The sequence below is a fragment of the Pelomonas dachongensis genome, assembly GCF_043555865.1.
Taxonomy (GTDB): Bacteria; Pseudomonadota; Gammaproteobacteria; order Burkholderiales; family Burkholderiaceae_C; genus Pelomonas; species Pelomonas dachongensis.
The window spans coordinates 149132-165560 of sequence record NZ_JBIGHY010000002.1 but is presented as its reverse complement, the minus strand read 5'-3'; the positions used below and the strand labels follow the sequence as shown (position 1 = coordinate 165560).

Below are 16429 nucleotides of genomic sequence, written 5' to 3'. Positions count from 1 at the left end.
CCCGGTCGTCGTGTGCATCAGGGCCACAGCCACCAGACGATCAGGCCGCCGAAGACGACCCACTGGATCGCGTAGTAGGCAAAACGGCTCTTCGCCTTGATGCGCTTGCCGAACATGCGCACCTGCTGCACGTAGGCAAACAGCCGGTTGATGCCGCCGGTCTTGTCGGTGTCCGAGTTGGGCGCGGACGCCGCGCGGATCAGCGTGTTGCTGATGAAGTGGTTGAACCAGCGGGCCACCGGGTTGTTCAGCGGCCGCTCGACGTCGCAGAACAGGATGATGCGCATCGTGTCCGACTGGTTCTCGGCGTAGTGCAGGTAGGTCTCGTCGAAAATGACGCCCTCGCCGTCGCGCCAGCTGTAACGCTCGCCGTCCACGGAGATGTAGCAGTTGTCCGTATTGGGCGTCACCAGACCCAGGTGGTAGCGCACCGATCCGGCGAACGGGTCTCGGTGCGTCACCAGCCTCCCACCGGGCGGCAGCGCCGCGAACATCGCGGCCTTCACGGTCGGGATGCGCTGCAGCAGCTCGGTCGTCACAGGGCACAGCTCCTTCGCAGATGCGTGCGCGTCGTCGTACCACTTCAGATGGAAGCGCGTCCAGCCAGTCTTGAAGAAGCTGTTGAAGCCGGCGTCGTTGTACTTGTCGCTCTTCTTGATCTCGCCGGCGTTGGCCAGCAGATGCGCCTCGGCGCGGATGTCTTGCCAGTGGTCCTGCAGCAGCTTCAGCTCCGGAAAGCCCGACACCGGCAGGTAGGGCTTGGCGGGCAGCCTGCTGAACAGGTACATCAGGCAGTTGATTGGCGCCATGAAGGTGGAGTGGTCCGTCAACTGGCGGAAGAACCGCAGGCGCACCTTGCCGCGGAAATGCACGTACATCGTGCAGCCGATGAAGATCGCGACGATGGCGATCTTGATGTAGGGAATGTCGGTCATGGGGCGTAGAAGTCCGGGTCGCCGGGCGGGCGCGACTTGAAGCGCTTGTGCAGCCAGAAGTACTGGTGCAATTGTCGACGCGCTTGACGCTCGATGACGGCGTTCATGCGTGTCGCGTCGGCGACCACATCGGCGCTGGGGAAGTTATCCAGCGGCGCCTCGATAACCAGCGTGTAGCCATCGGCCTCGCGCCGCGGGTAGCAGGGCAGCACCGTGGCGTTGCCCACGGCCGCCATGCGTGACAGCCCGGCGATGGTGGCGGCCGGCACGCCGAAGAAGGGCACGAACACCGAGTCGCGGTGCCCGAAGTCCTGGTCAGGCAGGTAGTACAGCCGGTAGCCGTCGCGCAGCGCGCGCAGCGTGGGCCGCGTACCCTGTTGGCGCGCGAAGATGATGCCGGTACCGAAGCGCAGACGCTTGGCGCGGAAGAAGGCGTCCAGCCAGGGATCCTTCTGCACCGAGTAGATGCTGACGACCGGCGTCTCCAGCGAGATGCGCAGTCCGGCCAGGTCCAGTCCGGTGAAGTGCGGCATCATCAGGATGACGTTGCGGCCGTCGAGCGCTTTCAGGTGATCCAGACCCTCGATGCGCATCAGCCGCTTCAGCCGCTCGCGCGACGCGAACCAGCCGTAGCCGTACTCCAGGAGCATCTGCACCATCGCGACGAAATGGGCGCGCAGCAGGCCCTGGCGTTCGGACTCCGGCATGTCGGGCAGGCACAGCCGCAAGTTGACCGTGCCGATGTGGCGGCGTGATGTGGGCAGCAGGTATATCAAGCTGCCCAGCAGCCAGCCCAGCCCCGAAATCACGCGGAACGGCAGCCAGCTGAGCAGCCAGACCAGGCCGACCAGCAGCCTCACGCCCACACGCCCACCCCGGAGTCATCCATGCACACCATCGTCCGCACCCAACTTTTGTTCTGGGGCGGCATCGTAGTGGTAACTGCCTGTGCGGATCGCCGTAAGGCGTCTGGGCACCCGGGTCGCTGAACCGTGCTGCGCGCGCGGGTGCGCTGGCGTGCCGGTGAACTTGCGACCTGGATCAGGGTAGACCCGGTCGGTGCGGGATGAATGGTATCGGTACCATGGATATGGTAACCATATCAATAGTCAGGAGACATCGTGAATCTGAAGTCTTGCTTTGTCGCCTCGGTGGCGCTGTTCCTCTCAGCCGCGTGGGGCGCCGCGAGTGCGCAGTCGGAGAAGCCACCAATGCCGGCCACTTTCGACAATCCAGTCGTCAGCGGCTTCGCGTCGGACCCCAGCGTTTGCCGGGCTGGTGACGACTATTACCTCGTCACCAGCACCTTCGAGTACCTGCCGGGGCTGCCCGTCTATCACAGCAAGGATCTGGTGCACTGGCGGCTGGTGGGCAACGCGTTGTCGCGCCCCGGGCAGTTGACCTTCGAGGGCCGCAAGAGCTCGCAGTCCATCTTTGCCCCCACCATCCGCTGCGAGCCGGGTCGGTTCTACATCGTGACCACCGACGTGGGCGGCATCGGCAACTTCTTTCTGACCGCCACGGACCCTGCGGGCGAGTGGTCGGACCCGGTGCGGCTGCCGGAGTCTGAGTTCGGCATGGACCCCTCGTTCTTCTTCGACGACGACGGCACGGTCTACTACACGCGCCACGGTGGAGGTCGCAACGGCGGCGTCTACCAGGCGCGGGTCGATGTGAAGGCGGGCAAGCTGCTGGACAAGCCCCGGCTGATCTGGAGCGGCATGGGCGGGATCTGGCCCGAAGGTCCGCATCTGTACAAGCGCGAGGGCTGGTACTACATCATGATCGCCGAGGGCGGTACGTCGTACGACCACCGCATCACCATGGCGCGTTCGCGTTCACCGTGGGGGCCGTTCGAGCCGCATCCCGACAACCCCGTGCTGACGCACCGCCACCAGCCCGACAGCCCGTTCCAGGCGCTGGGCCATGCGGACCTCGTAATGACACCCAAGGGTGACTGGTGGGCGACGTTGCTAGCCATCCGCCCGCAGCAGGCTGCCGGTGGTCGCCACCATCACATCGGCCGTGAGACGCTGCTGTCGCCGGTGCATTGGCGCGCGGACGGCTGGCCCGAATTCGGCCAGCAGGGCGTGCTGGCGCAACCGCAGCCCACCCGTGGCCTGCCGGACTGGGCGCCCTGGCCGGCTGCGCCGGTCCGCGAGACCTTTGCGGCGCAGCGGCGGCTGCCACCGCACTGGACCTTCCTGCGGACCTACGCACCGGGCCAGTGGTCATTGACGGAGCGCCCGGGGCAGTTGCGGCTGACCGGCGCGCGCATCGGGCTCGACGTCGTGGGCACGCCCAGCTTCATCGGCCGGCGCCAGGAGCGCCTGAATCAACGCTTCGCGACGCAGCTCGACTTCCAGCCCGGCGACGCGGGCGATGCCGCCGGCGTGGCGCTGCGGATGAACGAGTCTCACCACGCGCTGCTGCGCATCAGCGGCGGCATGGGCGGCACGGAGCGGCGCGTCGAATGCGTGCAGCAGTTGGGCGGCAAGGCGCGCGTGCTGGCGTCGGCTCCTGCACCCGCGGGCGCGCTGCAGTTGCAGGTGCTGGCCGACCCGCGCCAGTACGCGCTGGCCTGGCGTGGCGCAGAGGGAGCCGACGGCGCTGCCCGGTGGCAGGCCTTGTGCAGCATTCCCACGCACGAGCTGTCCACTGAGACGTCCACCGGCTTTACTGGCGTCTATATGGGCCTGTACGCCGTCAGCGCCACGGCGCGTGCGGCGACGGCGGACTTCAGCTGGGTGGATTTCGAAGCTCTCGGCCCCTGACCGACGCGCGGTGGGGCATGGCAAGAACGCCACAGCCGCCGTTTGGATCGGGAAAACCATAGTCCCGTGGTAGCGGTCTCAAACTAGACTGAAATGATTGCGTTACCAATCATTTGGTCTAACTACCAGACCTGCTTAAGCCGTGTTCTCGGCACGCGGTGCGCAACAAGACCCGAGAAGATCCACAAAAGGAGACAAGAGTGAACGCTGATTCGAAGGGCGCGGCGCAACGCCGCATGACCGTGGCACGCGATGTTTTCGCAACCACCATGCTGGCCAGCTTGATCGCTGGCGCGTACGCGCAAGGGGTGACGCCGCCCGCCGACGCCGCATCTGCGGCGGCCGCGGCGAAGGGCAAGACGCTGGAGACGGTCACCGTGACCGGCTACCGCAGCTCGCTGGCCAACGCCGCCCGCGAGAAGCGCGACGACATCGGCCTGAGTGAAACGGTGTTCGCCGAAGACATCGGCAAGTTCCCCGACTCCAGCATTGCCGACTCGCTGTCGCGCGTGCCCGGCGTGCGCGTCAACCGCGCCACCATCGACGGCGAGGGGCTCAACATCTCCATCCGCGGCATGGGCGCAAACTTCACCCGCGTACTGCTGAACGGCGCGCCCATGGCCTCGGCCTCGGCCGGCCACTGGGGCGGCACGATCAGCGCGAACCGCGAAGTCGACATGGACTTCCTGCCTTCCGAGCTGTTCCGCAGCGCCACCGTCTACAAGAGCCAGCGTGCCAGCGTGCTGGAAGGCGGCATCGCCGGCACCGTGGACATGCGCAGCGTGCGCCCGTTCGACAAGCAAGGCTTCCGCTCGGCGGTCACGCTCAGCGGCAACTACCGCGATCAAGTCGGCAAGTGGAGCGACACCGGCTCTGCGCTGGTCAGCAACACGTGGCGCACCAACACGCTGGGCGACTTCGGCGTGCTCGTGGGGGCGGCCTGGGGGCACACCCAGTACAGGACCACCGGCTTCCAGACGGTGGACATGCGCAACTTCCAGCTGAAATCCTTCCAGGCGCTGGCCAGCGACAATCCGAACAACACCGGCGGCGGCTCGCAGTCCACGCCGGACACGGTGCCATCCGGCCTGGCGCTGAGCGCGCTGCCGGACTATGCGCGCACCATCCTGGGCACACCCGGCGCGCAGATCAACCGCGACATGCTGCTGGCGCTGAACCCCGGCGCCAACATCAAGCAGATCGACAACGCGCTGATGGGCCGCCTGGGCCGCCACATCAGCTACGAGGGCGAGCGCGAACGCGCCAGCGGCATCGTCAGCCTGCAATGGCGCCCCAACGAGAAGTGGGACATCTACCTGGACATGCTGGGCGCGCAGAAGTCCAACCAGATGGTCTACAACGGCATGAACGCCGGCACGCGCGCCAACACGCCCATCCCCGTGGGCATGGAGTTCGACCGCAGCGACTGCACCAGCGGCTGCGTGCTGACCAAAGCCACGTTCGCCAACACCTTCTGGTCGCTGGAATTCCGGCCCATGGAGGAAAAGACCAAGTTCTGGAGCTTCAACCCCGGCTTCGAAGTGCGGCCCAGCGATGACTTGACCATCGACGCCCACCTCAACCTGACCTACAGCGACTTCTACCGCGACATGCCGACGGTGCTGCTCGCCACGCGGTCGCCCAACTCCGTCATCACCTACGACAACTCCCGCCCCGGCGAGATCCCGCGCTACAGCGGCAACCTGAACATCAACGACCCGGCCAACTTCGGCTGGTACCAAGCCGGGCAGGGCCTGTCGGGCTTGCGCATGGACCTCTATGACCGTCGCAACACCACCAGTGGCGGCCGGCTCAACGCCAAGTGGGGCGACGAGACGCTGAACCTCAAGGTCGGTGTCGCCGTCGACGACATCGAGCGGCGCTACCGCAGCTATTCGGTGGCCGACGCCTGGATGAACGTGACCTGCGGCGGCAACATGAACTACCGCTTCTTCCAGCCCAACACCCAGCTGCAAACGCCCGGCTGCGATGGCCGCACCACCACCGGTGCGCTGCCCGCCACCGCGTACCCCGGCTTCGGCCAGGGCGTGACGAGCGGCGTCACGACGCCGCTGGCCTACCTGGGGTCCGTCATTCCCAACGCGCGGGTGCCCGAGTACGCGATGGCCTCCAGCCAGGGCTTCATCACGGTCAACTGGGACAAGTTCGCGAAGGACACTGACTACGGCTACTTCCGCGACAACATCCGCCGCGGCTTCGGCAACGGCAGCGGTGGATACATCCGCGAGAACGTCTACGGGGCCTATGCCGAGGTCACCGGCATACTGCGGCCGCTGGGCCGCACGCTGCGCTACAACGCTGGCCTGCGCTATGCGGAAACGCAGCAGACCATCGGCGAGGTCGTCACGCAGGCCGACCCGCGCAACGCGGCGCTCGGCAACCTCAACGGCGCCCGCTACGACGATCTGACGCTCTGGAACTACGAGTCGACGACGTACACCAACATGATGCCGTCGGCCTCGCTGGCCTACAACATCACGCCCAGCCTGATCGCCCGGGCGTCGGCCTCCAAGTCGATGACGCGCGCCAACCCGGCGGACCTGCGCCAGACCCGGCTGACCATCGGCGACCAGGGCGCGCGCCAGGGCAACCTGACCAATCCCAAGCTGCAGCCGTTCAAGTCCAACAACTTCGATCTGGCGCTGGAGTACTACATGACGCGCGAAGCCTACGTGGCGTTGAGCGCGTTCGGCAAGGACCTGACCGGTCGCCCGGCGAACCGCGTCGTCAGCTACACGCTGGCGCAGCTGGATGCGCTGTACGGCGAGGTCGGGTTGACGGATGCACAGACGCAATCCGTCACCGCCAGCGGCGGACGGGACCGCCACATCGTGGAGATCACCGAACCTTTCAACATCGCCACCAAGCTCAAGGTGCGCGGTGCCGAGCTGACCTGGCAGCAGCCGCTGGACTTCCTGCCGGTCAAGGGCTTCGGTTTCACCGCCAACTACACGTACACCAAGCAGACCGACACGCTGCCCAACGCGTTGCCGGTGGCCGGTGTGCCGCCGCGCACCAACAACCTGACGCTGTACTACGAGCGCAATGGCTACAGCTTCCGGGTCTCTCGCCAGTACCAGTCGGAGCACATCGTCGGTTCCAGCGTGGGGCTGTCCACGCCCGGCGCCTACATGTGGAGCACCGCGCGCACACAGATCGATGCCTCCGCCGGCATCAACTTCAAACAGGCCTTCGGCTTCAAGTACGACACCAGCCTGAACTTCAGCGTCTGGAACGCCACCGATGCCATCAGCCGCACCTGGGTGCAGTTCCCCGGCGCCGTGTTCGACGAGTACAAACCGGGCCCGAGCTACAACGTGTCGATGCGCGCCGCGTTCTGACGGTCATTGAGGCTGCTGGCACTCCGGCAGCCGCCAACAGCAACGCCCCGGCATACCGGGGCGTCTCTCATGCAGGTGCCGCCAGCGTCAGCGGCGATCGCTGAACAGGAACGCGTCCACGTCCATCTGCCCGCCTGTGGCGCCGGGGTTGAAGCAGAAGAGGGCGTACTGCGGCCCTTGGAAGGTGCCGGTGCGCCAGTCGTAGATCAAGGCGAACTCGTCGCCCAGCGTCTGCCACCGGCCGTCCACCGACCAAGACAGCCGGCCGCGCTCGCGCGTGAAGTCCAGCTCCGTGCGCAGCAGCACGCGCGGGCCGGGCAGTGCGGCGCGGGCTGGGTGTTCAATTGGCAGTTCGGTCTGCGGCTTGCCGTCGCCCTGGTCGACCTGGCCACCCATCTCCAGCTGCAGGCTGCCATCGTCCAGCCGCGTCGCGGCGATGTGCGCGTTGACCTTGCCGATGACACCGAAGCCGCAGTGGTCGCCTCGCACCAGGCCTTGGAGGTCCAGTGCCACGTCGGCGCGGCTGTAGGAGCCCTGGCCCTTTTGCGTCAGTGTGTTGCGGGCGCTCCAGAACGTGGTGGCCCGCGTCGCCTGCAGGCGCAGGAAGCCGGGGCGGGCGGCCAGCGACCAGCGGCTGTCGTCGGGGTTGTGGTTCCACGCCCATTGCAGGCCCAACTGCGGCGCATCGAACTCGTCGGACGTGGCGGGCTGCTGCGGCGCCTGGCCCTGCACCGGCTTGCGCGCGACGGCCGGCACGCGGCCTGGCGCTTCGGGCGTGCCCCAGACGGGCCAGTCGTCCTTCCAGAAGATGGGGCTGAGGTTGGTGATGCGGCCGATGCTGGGTTTGTCCTGCATGACGAAGCCCCACCAGCGGCCGTCGGCCAGGTCCACGATGGCACCCTGGTGGCCGCCGGTCTGCGCGCTGTTGATGGACGGGATGGTCTCCCACGGCCCGGTCAGCGCACGGGCGCGCGAGATCGTCATCGCGAGGCGGCGCGGCACGGCGTTGAACAGGTAGTACCAGTCGCCGCGGCGGACGAGCTTGGAGCCCTCGGCGCCCGGGATGTGGTGGATCTTGCGGGCCTGCGTCACCGTCGTCAGGTCCGGGCTCAGCGACAGCAGCGTCACCGTGCCGTCGCTGCCGATGGCAGTGGCGATGTAGGCGCTGCCGTCGGTGTCGAAAAACAGGCCGGGGTCGAAGGCCGCGCGATCCAGCGCGTGGCAGCGCCACGGGCCGGCCACGTCGGCGGCGCGGCAGATGCGCGTGTGCTGGCCCACCATTGTGAACGCAATGATGAACTGCCCGTCATGAAAGCGCAGGCTGGGCGCAAACACGCCGCGCCGGTAGACGCTGCCGCCCTTCAGGTCGAACGCCGGGCCACCTTCCAGCCGCGGCAGCACGTGGCCGGCGATGCGCCAGTTGACGAGGTCGCGCGAGTGCAGGATGCGCAGCCCCGGCGAGTTGGCGAAGGTGGTGGTGGCGAAGTAGAAGTCCTCGCCGACGCGGATGATGTCCGGGTCCGGGTAGTCGGCGTTCAGCGGCGGGTTGGTGTAGCTGCCGTCGCCATTGTCGGACTGCCAGGCCGGGGCTGGCGGCGAGGCGAGGCACAGGCCGGCTGCGCACAGGGCGGCCGCCAGTCGAGTGGCTGTCATGGGAGGTTGTCCTTCAAGTAGATCTCGATGCGGATGGGCTCGACGTCTGCGAGTTCGCGCTGGCGGGTCAGCCGCGCCAGCGCCAGCCGGCAGGCCGCACGCGCCTCCTGCATGGCGGACTGGCCGATCACCGCGCTCGCGCTACCGTCCAACAGCGCGGCACGCGTGTGCGGCGTCAGCTCATGGCAAACCCAGGCCAGCCGGCCCGCGGCGCCGGACGTCTTCAGCGCCTGGTGAATGCCGTCGTTGCCGGCGCCGATGCTGTAGAGCCCGACCAGCCGGGGCTGCTGTGCCAACAGCGCAGCGGCCAGCGGCTGCGCCGCCTCTGGCCGGTCCTTGCACTCCAGCGGCGGCAGCAACTGCAGCTGCGGATGCTCTGCCGCCATTGCGTGCTGGAAGCCGTGCAGCCGCTGCGCATGGTCTTGCAGCGAATGCGAGCCCATGACGATGCCCACCGGCCCGCGGCAGGCGCCAACGAAGCGGCCCAGCAGTGCGCCGGCCGTGCGGCCAGCGGCACGGTTGTCGATGCCGACGAAATGGCTGCGCGCGCGCGCCGCGATGTCGGACACCAGCGTCACGACGCTGGTGCCGTCGAAAGCCATGCGTTCCACGGCTTCGCGCACGAGTGGGTGGTCCTGCAGCATCAGCACCACCGCGTCGTACTGGCCGCGCAGCCGCCTGACCGCTGCGGAAGCAGCCGCCGGCGAGAAGGCGTCGGTGGTGCGTATCTCCACGCGGGCGCGCTGCTCGGCGAGCCACGGCGTCAGCGCGTGCAGTGCCTCGCGCAGTTGATCGACAAAGCAGTTCTGCCCGGCCGGCAGCAGGAAGCACAGCAGCCACCCACCGCCGCGCGGCAGCGGCATGGCAGGGTCGTGGTGGCGCTGCGTCAGCCGCGTCACCGCCTCCTGCACGCGCTGCAGCGTGCGTGGGCTGACACCGGGCCGGTGGTTCAGCGCGCGGTCCACCGTGGCCAGGCTCACGCCGGCCTCACGCGCCACGTCGTGCAGCCGCGCCCGCAGGTCGGGCAGAAGGAGAGGGGGTGGAGGAGCCATTTCGAGCCGCCGGCGATGCGGTGGAGTGGCCCGGCTCAGCGGCCCTGCGGTCACCTGGCCGGGTGGGGAAGCCGCACGCGCTCCACGTCATGCGCAGCGTTGTCTCTTCGTTATTGGTATCGCTATCATAGGTATCTACCAGCACGTGCCTGCTGGCGTTTCCACTTAGGCTGACGGGCTTGAATGTAGATTTTGAGAACGTTACCAACGACCGCAGGAGACTCAAGGATGTACGACAACCCCTGGCGGCGCACGGCGACTGCGTTGGCCCTGTGCCTGGCCGTGGCCTTGCCGGCCTTGGCGCGCGAGCGCATCGACTTGTCAGCAGGCTGGCGCTTCCACCGCAGCGACCCGGCCGGCGCAACGGCGCGGCTGATGTATGACGTGCGCCCGGAGGTGCAAGCGTCGGCGGACGGCAAGGTGGCCGATGCCCGGCCCGACGAAGCCGTGCGGACCCAGGCCGGCACGCAAGACCGCGTGCTCAAGCCCTGGGTGCTGCCGAGCGCCAACCCCTTCATCAAGGATCCCGCCCAACGCCATCGCCGACCCGAGGGCCACCTGGGCAGCGATGTCGACTTCGTGCGGCCCGGCTTCGACGACAGCGGTTGGCAGGCCGTCACGCTGCCGCACGACTGGGCCATCGCCGGCCCCTTCCTGCAGACCGGCCCGTACGGCGGCATGGGCCGGCTGCAGACCTGGGGCCCGGTCTGGTATCGGCGCACGCTGGACATCCCGGAGGCGGACCGCGGCCGCTCGCTGTTCCTGGACGTCGACGGCGCCATGTCTCATGCCACCGTGTGGCTCAACGGCAAGCTGGTGGGCGGCTGGCCTTATGGCTACAACTCGTTCCGGCTGGACGTGACGCCCTGGGCCCAACCGGGCGGCGCCAACCAGTTGGTCATTCGGCTGGACAACCCGCCCGAGTCGGCGCGCTGGTATCCGGGGGCAGGCCTGTACCGCAAGGTCTGGCTGACCAAGACCGCGCCGCTGCATGTGGCTCACTGGGGCACGCGCATCACGACGCCCCAGGTGGCGGCCGGGCAGGCCACGGTGGAGGTGGAGGTGCGCGTCGACAACGACGGCGCCGCGCCCGCGCGTGTGGACGTACAGACCGAGATCTTTGCGCTGGACGCGGATGGGAAACCGATGGGTGACGCCGTCGCCACGAGCCTGCAGCCGGCGCTCGCGGTGCCGGCGGGCGGGCAGGGCGTCGCCGCCCTGGCGATGCGCATCGCGAAGCCGCGCTTGTGGGGCCCGAGGCCGCAGCAGCAACCCCACCGCTATGTCGCTGTGACGCGGCTGTCCAGCAAGGCCGGCGTGATCGACCGCTACGAGACGCCCTTCGGTATCCGCACGCTGCGCTTTGACGCCAACACCGGCCTGCATGTCAACGGCCAGCCGGTGAAGCTGCAGGGCGTCAACCTGCACCACGACCTGGGCGCTTTGGGCGCCGCCTTCAACGTGCGGGCCGCCGAGCGACAGCTGCAGATCATGCAGGCGATGGGTGCGAATGCCGTGCGCATGTCGCACAACCCGCCGGCCCGCGAGTTCCTTGAGCTGTGCGACCGCATGGGCCTGCTGGTGGTGGATGAAATCTTCGACAGCTGGGAGCGCAAGAAGACGCCGCTGGACTTCCACCTGATCTTCCCGGACTGGCACGACGCCGACCTGCGGGCCATGCTGCGCCGCGACCGCAACCACCCGTCCATCATCATGTGGAGCATCGGCAACGAGGTGGGCGAGCAGTACACCGACCAGGCCGGCGCGGCGATAGCCCGCCGCTTACACGCCATCGCCCGTGAGGAAGACCCCACCCGGCCCACGACGACGGCAATGAACTTCGCCAAGTCCGACATGCCGCTGCCGGCTGAGGTGGACGTCATCAGCCTGAACTACCAGGGCGAGGGCATAAGGCAAGACCCCGAGTTCATCGGCACCGACCGTATCCGCACGCCGCCGCAATACCCCAACTTCCACGCCAGGTTCCCGGACAAGCTCATCCTCAGCAGCGAGACAGCCTCTGCGTTCAGCAGCCGCGGCGTTTACCTGTTCCCGGTCACGCCGGCCAGTAGTTCCATCACGCGCGATGGCCGCGGCGGCGACAGCCAAGCGCTGCAGGTCAGCGGCTACGAGCTGTACGCGGTGGACTTCGGCGCCTCGGCCGACAAGGTCTTCGCCGCGCTGGACGCCCATCCTTACGTCGCCGGCGAGTTCGTCTGGACCGGCTTCGACTACCTGGGCGAGCCCACGCCCTACTACGCAGCGCGCAGCTCTTACTCTGGCATCGTGGACCTGGCCGGCTTCCCCAAGGACCGCTTCTACCTGTACCAGTCGCGCTGGCGGCCCGACCTGCCCATGGCCCACCTGCTGCCGCACTGGACCTGGCCGGATCGCGTGGGCCAGGTCACGCCGGTCCACGCCTTCACCAGCGGCGACGAAGCCGAGTTGTTCCTGAACGGCCGGTCACTCGGCAAGCGGAAGAAGGCGACGGGCCAGTACCGGCTGCGTTGGGACGAGGTGGTCTACGAGCCCGGCGAGCTGACGCTGCAGGCCTACAAGGACGGCATGCCCTGGGCCACGGCCACCGTCGCCACCGCGGGCGCGGCCACGGCGCTGGCGCTACAGGCCGACCGCAGCCGGATCATGGCTGACGGCAGCGACCTGAGCTTTGTCACGCTGCGCGTCACGGATTCGACCGGACGCACTGTGCCGCGCGCCGACACGCGCATCCGTTTCAGCATTGACGGCCCCGGCGACATCGTCGCCACCGACAATGGCGACGCGACCAGCTTCGAGCCGTTCCCGTCACCCCACCGTCGTGCCTTCAGCGGCCAGGCGCTGGCCATCGTGCGCGGCCGGGTGGGCACCGCCGGCACGCTGGTGGTGCGCGCGCAGGCAGACGGCCTGGCACCGGCCGAGATCACCCTGCACACCAAGCGGGAGGGGCGCTGACTGCGATGCGCAGCAGCGCGTCGAGGGCCTGCCGATGAATGCTGCAAGCGTCGGGCAAACGCCAAGGACCGCGCTGTCCAGTCGCGCTACAGTCTGCTGGTGATTCTTCAACCAATAAATGTTAGCGAAATCATTTCCCTGCGCACGGCGCAGGCCGAAGTGAACCTGCGAGGTCGACATTGAACCCACCCCTGCGTCAGCGGCGTCGCACCAAGCTGGCGACAATTGCCGACGTTGCCGAGCTGGCCGGCGTGTCGCCGATGACCGTGTCGCGCGTCGTCAATGGCGAGGACAACGTGCGTCCCGGCACGCGCGACAAAGTGCGCGCAGCGTTGGACACGTTGAACTACCAGAACCACCCGATACCGCGCCGGGTATTGGACGCGGACACGATCAGCATCGGCATGGTCTATCACGACCCCAGCGTGGGCTACCTGAGCGACTTCCTGATCGGACTGCTCAACAAGGCCAGCCTGCGCCACGTGCACCTGGACGTGCAGCGCTGCGAGGCCCGCGACGACGAACAACGGCAGGTCGCCACCCTGCTGGCTGGCGGTGTGGACGGCCTCATCCTGGCGCCCCCCTTCTGCGACGCCGAACCGCTGCTGCAGATGGCCATCGACAGCGGCAAGCTGGCCGTCGCGGTGTCTAGCGGGCGCCCGCACCCCAAGCTCAGTGCCGTGGGCATCGACGACCACCGCGCCGCCTATGAAATGACGCGCCACCTGCTGCAGTTGGGCCACCAGCGGTTGGGCTTCGTCATCGGCGACCGGCATCAGCGCTGCAGCGAGCGGCGGCTGGCCGGCTTTCATGCGGCGCTGCGCGACGCCGGCATGGATCCCGCCCAGGTGGCGCTGACTGCCCAGGGCGACTTCAGCTACCGCTCCGGCTTGGACGCGGCCGAGGAGTTGCTCTCGGCCCCGCAGCGCCCCACGGCCCTGTTCGCCAGCAACGACGACATGGCCGCCGCCGCCGTGGCCATCGCCCATCGCCAGGGGCTGGACGTGCCCAGCGACCTGACCGTAGTCGGTTTCGACGACGCGCCGCTGGCCACGACCATCTGGCCCGAGCTGACCACCATCCGCCAGCCCATCACGCAGATGGCAGGCGCGGCGGTGGATCTGCTCGTGCGCCACATCCGCGCGCGCCGCGCCGGCGAGCCGCTGCCTTGCGAGCACGTACTGGTCGCCCACGAGCTGATACGCCGGCAGTCCGACGCCGCGCCGCGCTCCCGCCCGCCGCTGCGCCTGAGCGCCGCAGGTTGATGTGCCGCGGGTTGAGGCGCCACGGCGCCCTCAACGGAACAGGCGCTGCGAGAACCAGTAGAGATCCTGCTTCCACTGCGCGGCGTCGTGCCCGTGGGCGGGAACGTGCCAGACGTGCGGCAGTCCCTCGGCCTTCAGATAGGCGTGCACGCCCTGACTGACGCGCAGCAGCCCGTCCTGGCTGCCGCAGGACAGCCACAACAACTTCAGCTCCCGCGCCGCGGCAGGCACGGGTAGCAGCTCGGCCGGCGCCCGGGTGTTGGGCGCCGCGGAGAAGCCGCCGACCCAGGCGAAGCGGTCGATGTGAGCCAGGCCGAAATTCAGCGCTTGGCCGCCGCCCATGGACAAGCCTGCCAGCGCGCGACCGTCGCGATCCGTGCGGGTGCGGTAGCGAGACTCGATGGCCGGGATCACGTCGTCCAGCAGGTCCCGCTCGAAGCGTGCGAACGCCGGCGCAGCCGCGAACACGTTGCCCTCGGGACGGTCGTTGGGCTGGGCGCGGCCATTGGGCATCACGACGATCATGGGCTCCGCCCGGCCGTCGGCGATCAGGTTGTCCAGCAGCACCTCCGGTGCGGCAAAGCGCTGCCACTCGGTCTCATCGCCGCCGATGCCGTGCAGCAGGTACAGCACCGGATACGCGCGCTGCGCGTCGTAGCCTTGCGGGGTGTAGACCTGCATGCGGCGGCGCGTGCCCACGGTTTTCGAGTCGTACCCGACCATCTCCAACCGGCCCTGGGCGACGCCGGCGCGGCGCCGGTCCCACCCTTCGGGCGGCGAGGCGAAGGCAGGCTTGTCGTCCGCATTCAGGGTGATGGCCCAGCTCATGGGGCCGGCCGGTGCCGACGCCCCCTGCGCGACAACACCAGCCGCCAGGCACGACCCCAGCAGGGTCAGCAACAGTCTCTTCATCGCAAGTCCGGCAGTTCGTCGGCGCATGCTAGGCGAGGGCGCGCGACTCAGCGATCACATCCGGCGCGGTGGCGATGCCACTTCGTTCATCGCCCACCCCGGCCTGGGGTGCTTGCAGACCCGGCTGAGGGAGTCGATCCACATCCGCTATCGCTTCACGCCGAAATGTGATCGCAGGTACTGAACCCCCTTCCTAACATCGGGCTGCCCCGAAGAGGTACCGCCACCAACAAGGAAGGCCATGACGACAGACGCAGAAAAAAAAGGTGCTCCCAGGTCAGCCACCGTCTTCGACGTGGCGCGCCTGGCCGGCGTGTCGGCGATGACGGTGTCGCGGGTCATCAATGGCGAATCTACCGTGCGGCCCGGCACGCGGGCGAAGGTGCAGGCGGCCGTGGCGGCGCTGAACTACATGCCCAATCCGGCAGCCCGCAAGCTCGCCGGTTCACGTCCCATCCTGATCGGCATGCTGTACAGCGATCCGCGCGCCGGCTACCTGAACGGATTCTTGCTGGGGCTGCTGAGCAAGACGAGCCTGCGGCATGTGCAGCTCAATGCCCGGTACTGCGCGTCTGCCAATGCCGGCGAGGCGGCCGTGGCCGAGATGATCGCCAGCGGCATCGACGGGTTCATCCTGCCGCCCCCGTTTTGCGAGGCGCCCGCCATCCTGCAGCAGGTGGCCCGCAGCGGCATGCCCGCGGTGGCGGTGTCGGCCGGGGTGCCGTCGGCCCATCTGTACAGCGTCGGTATCGATGACTACAAGGCCGCCTATGACTTGACGCGGCATCTGCTGTCGCTGGGGCACCAGAAGCTGGGCTTCATCAAAGGCGACCCGGGCCAGAGCTGCAGCGATCGACGCCTGGCGGGCTTCTGCGCCGCAGTCGCCGATGCAGGGCTCGACATCGATGCCGACGCGCGCATCGCGCCCGGCATGTACTCCTACCAGTCCGGGCTGGACGCCGCCGAGCACCTGCTGGCGGCAGGCCCTAACCGGCCGTCCGCCGTCTTTGCCAGCAATGACGACATGGCCGCCGCCACGGTCGCCGTGGCGCAGCGGCTGGGCATGTTCGTGCCAAGCGATCTGACCGTCGTCGGCTTTGACGATGCCCCGCTGGCCACGACGATCTGGCCCGAGCTGACGACAATCCGGCAACCCATCGGCGACATGGCCAGCGCCGCCGTGGACCTGTTGGTGCGGCACATCCGCGCCTGGCGCAACGGCGTGCGCCTGCCGGTCAGCCAGTCGCTGATGGACTACACGCTGGTGCGGCGCCAATCAGATGCCGCCCCCAAGGTGCGCCCGGCAATACGCCTGAGCATCGTGGCCTGAGGGCCACCCGCCCGCTGGTCATCCGCGCCTGTGCCCGCCGCAGGCCTGCTGCTCCCCCCGTAAACCAGTAGCAGGCTTCGCAGCATCCCTGAGATTCCGCCCGGCGCGCAGCAGGACAAATTCGTCCTGGCCCGCTCCACCAGCCTCCATGCCGCCTGCAGCCGAGGCCTCACACCGCCTGCTGAGACAAATCC

At 68.2% G+C, this 16429-nt stretch carries 10 protein-coding genes; 5 read left to right on the top strand and 5 right to left on the bottom strand.

The window, feature by feature from the left end; genetic code table 11:
- Positions 1-17: 17 nt before the first annotated feature.
- Both ACG02S_RS05450 and ACG02S_RS05445 read right to left on the bottom strand, forming a co-directional pair.
- The gene (locus tag ACG02S_RS05450; RefSeq protein WP_394469430.1) at positions 18-935 is read right to left on the bottom strand and encodes an aspartyl/asparaginyl beta-hydroxylase domain-containing protein; all 918 of its coding nucleotides are present in this window, start codon (positions 933-935) and stop codon (positions 18-20) included.
- Positions 932-1795, bottom strand: a complete 864-nt coding sequence (locus ACG02S_RS05445) for a lysophospholipid acyltransferase family protein (RefSeq protein ID WP_394469429.1) — start codon at positions 1793-1795, stop codon at positions 932-934. Before ACG02S_RS05445 ends, ACG02S_RS05450 begins: the two co-directional genes overlap by 4 nt.
- A gap of 261 nt (positions 1796-2056) precedes the next feature.
- Between ACG02S_RS05445 and ACG02S_RS05440 the strand changes: the two genes are divergently transcribed.
- Together ACG02S_RS05440 and ACG02S_RS05435 are read left to right on the top strand one after the other, a co-directional pair.
- Positions 2057-3709, top strand: coding sequence for a glycoside hydrolase family 43 protein (locus ACG02S_RS05440; protein WP_394469428.1), 1653 nt, complete (start codon positions 2057-2059; stop codon positions 3707-3709).
- Positions 3710-3909: 200 nt separating this feature from the next.
- On the top strand, positions 3910-7071 hold the full coding sequence (locus ACG02S_RS05435) for a TonB-dependent receptor (protein ID WP_394469426.1): 3162 nt from the start codon (positions 3910-3912) through the stop codon (positions 7069-7071).
- An 87-nt stretch (positions 7072-7158) separates the two neighbouring features.
- On the opposite strand, the gene ACG02S_RS05430 is transcribed toward ACG02S_RS05435, so the two are convergent.
- Complete coding sequence (locus ACG02S_RS05430) at positions 7159-8724, bottom strand: glycoside hydrolase family 43 protein (protein WP_394469425.1); 1566 nt, start codon at positions 8722-8724, stop codon at positions 7159-7161.
- The gene (locus ACG02S_RS05425) at positions 8721-9776 is read right to left on the bottom strand and encodes a LacI family DNA-binding transcriptional regulator (protein WP_394469424.1); all 1056 of its coding nucleotides are present in this window, start codon (positions 9774-9776) and stop codon (positions 8721-8723) included. The genes ACG02S_RS05430 and ACG02S_RS05425 overlap by 4 nt, the downstream gene beginning before the upstream one ends.
- 228 nt (positions 9777-10004) lie before the next feature.
- Here ACG02S_RS05425 and galB point away from each other — a divergent pair, with 228 nt between their 5' ends.
- Both galB and ACG02S_RS05415 read left to right on the top strand, forming a co-directional pair.
- Positions 10005-12728, top strand: a complete 2724-nt coding sequence (gene galB / locus ACG02S_RS05420) for a beta-galactosidase GalB (RefSeq protein WP_394469423.1) — start codon at positions 10005-10007, stop codon at positions 12726-12728.
- Positions 12729-12907: 179 nt separating this feature from the next.
- Positions 12908-13993 (top strand): LacI family DNA-binding transcriptional regulator, encoded by a 1086-nt coding sequence (locus tag ACG02S_RS05415; RefSeq protein WP_394469422.1) that lies wholly within the window; start codon positions 12908-12910, stop codon positions 13991-13993.
- 30 nt (positions 13994-14023) lie between these two features.
- Here ACG02S_RS05415 and ACG02S_RS05410 read toward each other — a convergent pair whose 3' ends face one another.
- The gene (locus tag ACG02S_RS05410; protein WP_394469421.1) at positions 14024-14905 is read right to left on the bottom strand and encodes an alpha/beta hydrolase; all 882 of its coding nucleotides are present in this window, start codon (positions 14903-14905) and stop codon (positions 14024-14026) included.
- Positions 14906-15146: 241 nt separating this feature from the next.
- On the opposite strand from ACG02S_RS05410, the gene ACG02S_RS05405 reads away from it, so the two are divergent.
- On the top strand, positions 15147-16235 hold the full coding sequence (locus ACG02S_RS05405) for a LacI family DNA-binding transcriptional regulator (protein WP_394469420.1): 1089 nt from the start codon (positions 15147-15149) through the stop codon (positions 16233-16235).
- Positions 16236-16429: the final 194 nt, after the last annotated feature.

Bases quoted from the DNA above. Each gene is read 5' to 3' on its own strand.
- galB (WP_394469423.1), top strand. From the start codon at position 10,005: ATGTACGACAACCCCTGGCGGCGCACGGCGACTGCGTTGGCCCTGTGC.
- ACG02S_RS05410 (WP_394469421.1), bottom strand. From the start codon at position 14,905: ATGAAGAGACTGTTGCTGACCCTGCTGGGGTCGTGCCTGGCGGCTGGT.
- ACG02S_RS05425 (WP_394469424.1), bottom strand. From the start codon at position 9,776: ATGGCTCCTCCACCCCCTCTCCTTCTGCCCGACCTGCGGGCGCGGCTG.
- ACG02S_RS05405 (WP_394469420.1), top strand. From the start codon at position 15,147: ATGACGACAGACGCAGAAAAAAAAGGTGCTCCCAGGTCAGCCACCGTC.
- ACG02S_RS05430 (WP_394469425.1), bottom strand. From the start codon at position 8,724: ATGACAGCCACTCGACTGGCGGCCGCCCTGTGCGCAGCCGGCCTGTGC.
- ACG02S_RS05450 (WP_394469430.1), bottom strand. From the start codon at position 935: ATGACCGACATTCCCTACATCAAGATCGCCATCGTCGCGATCTTCATC.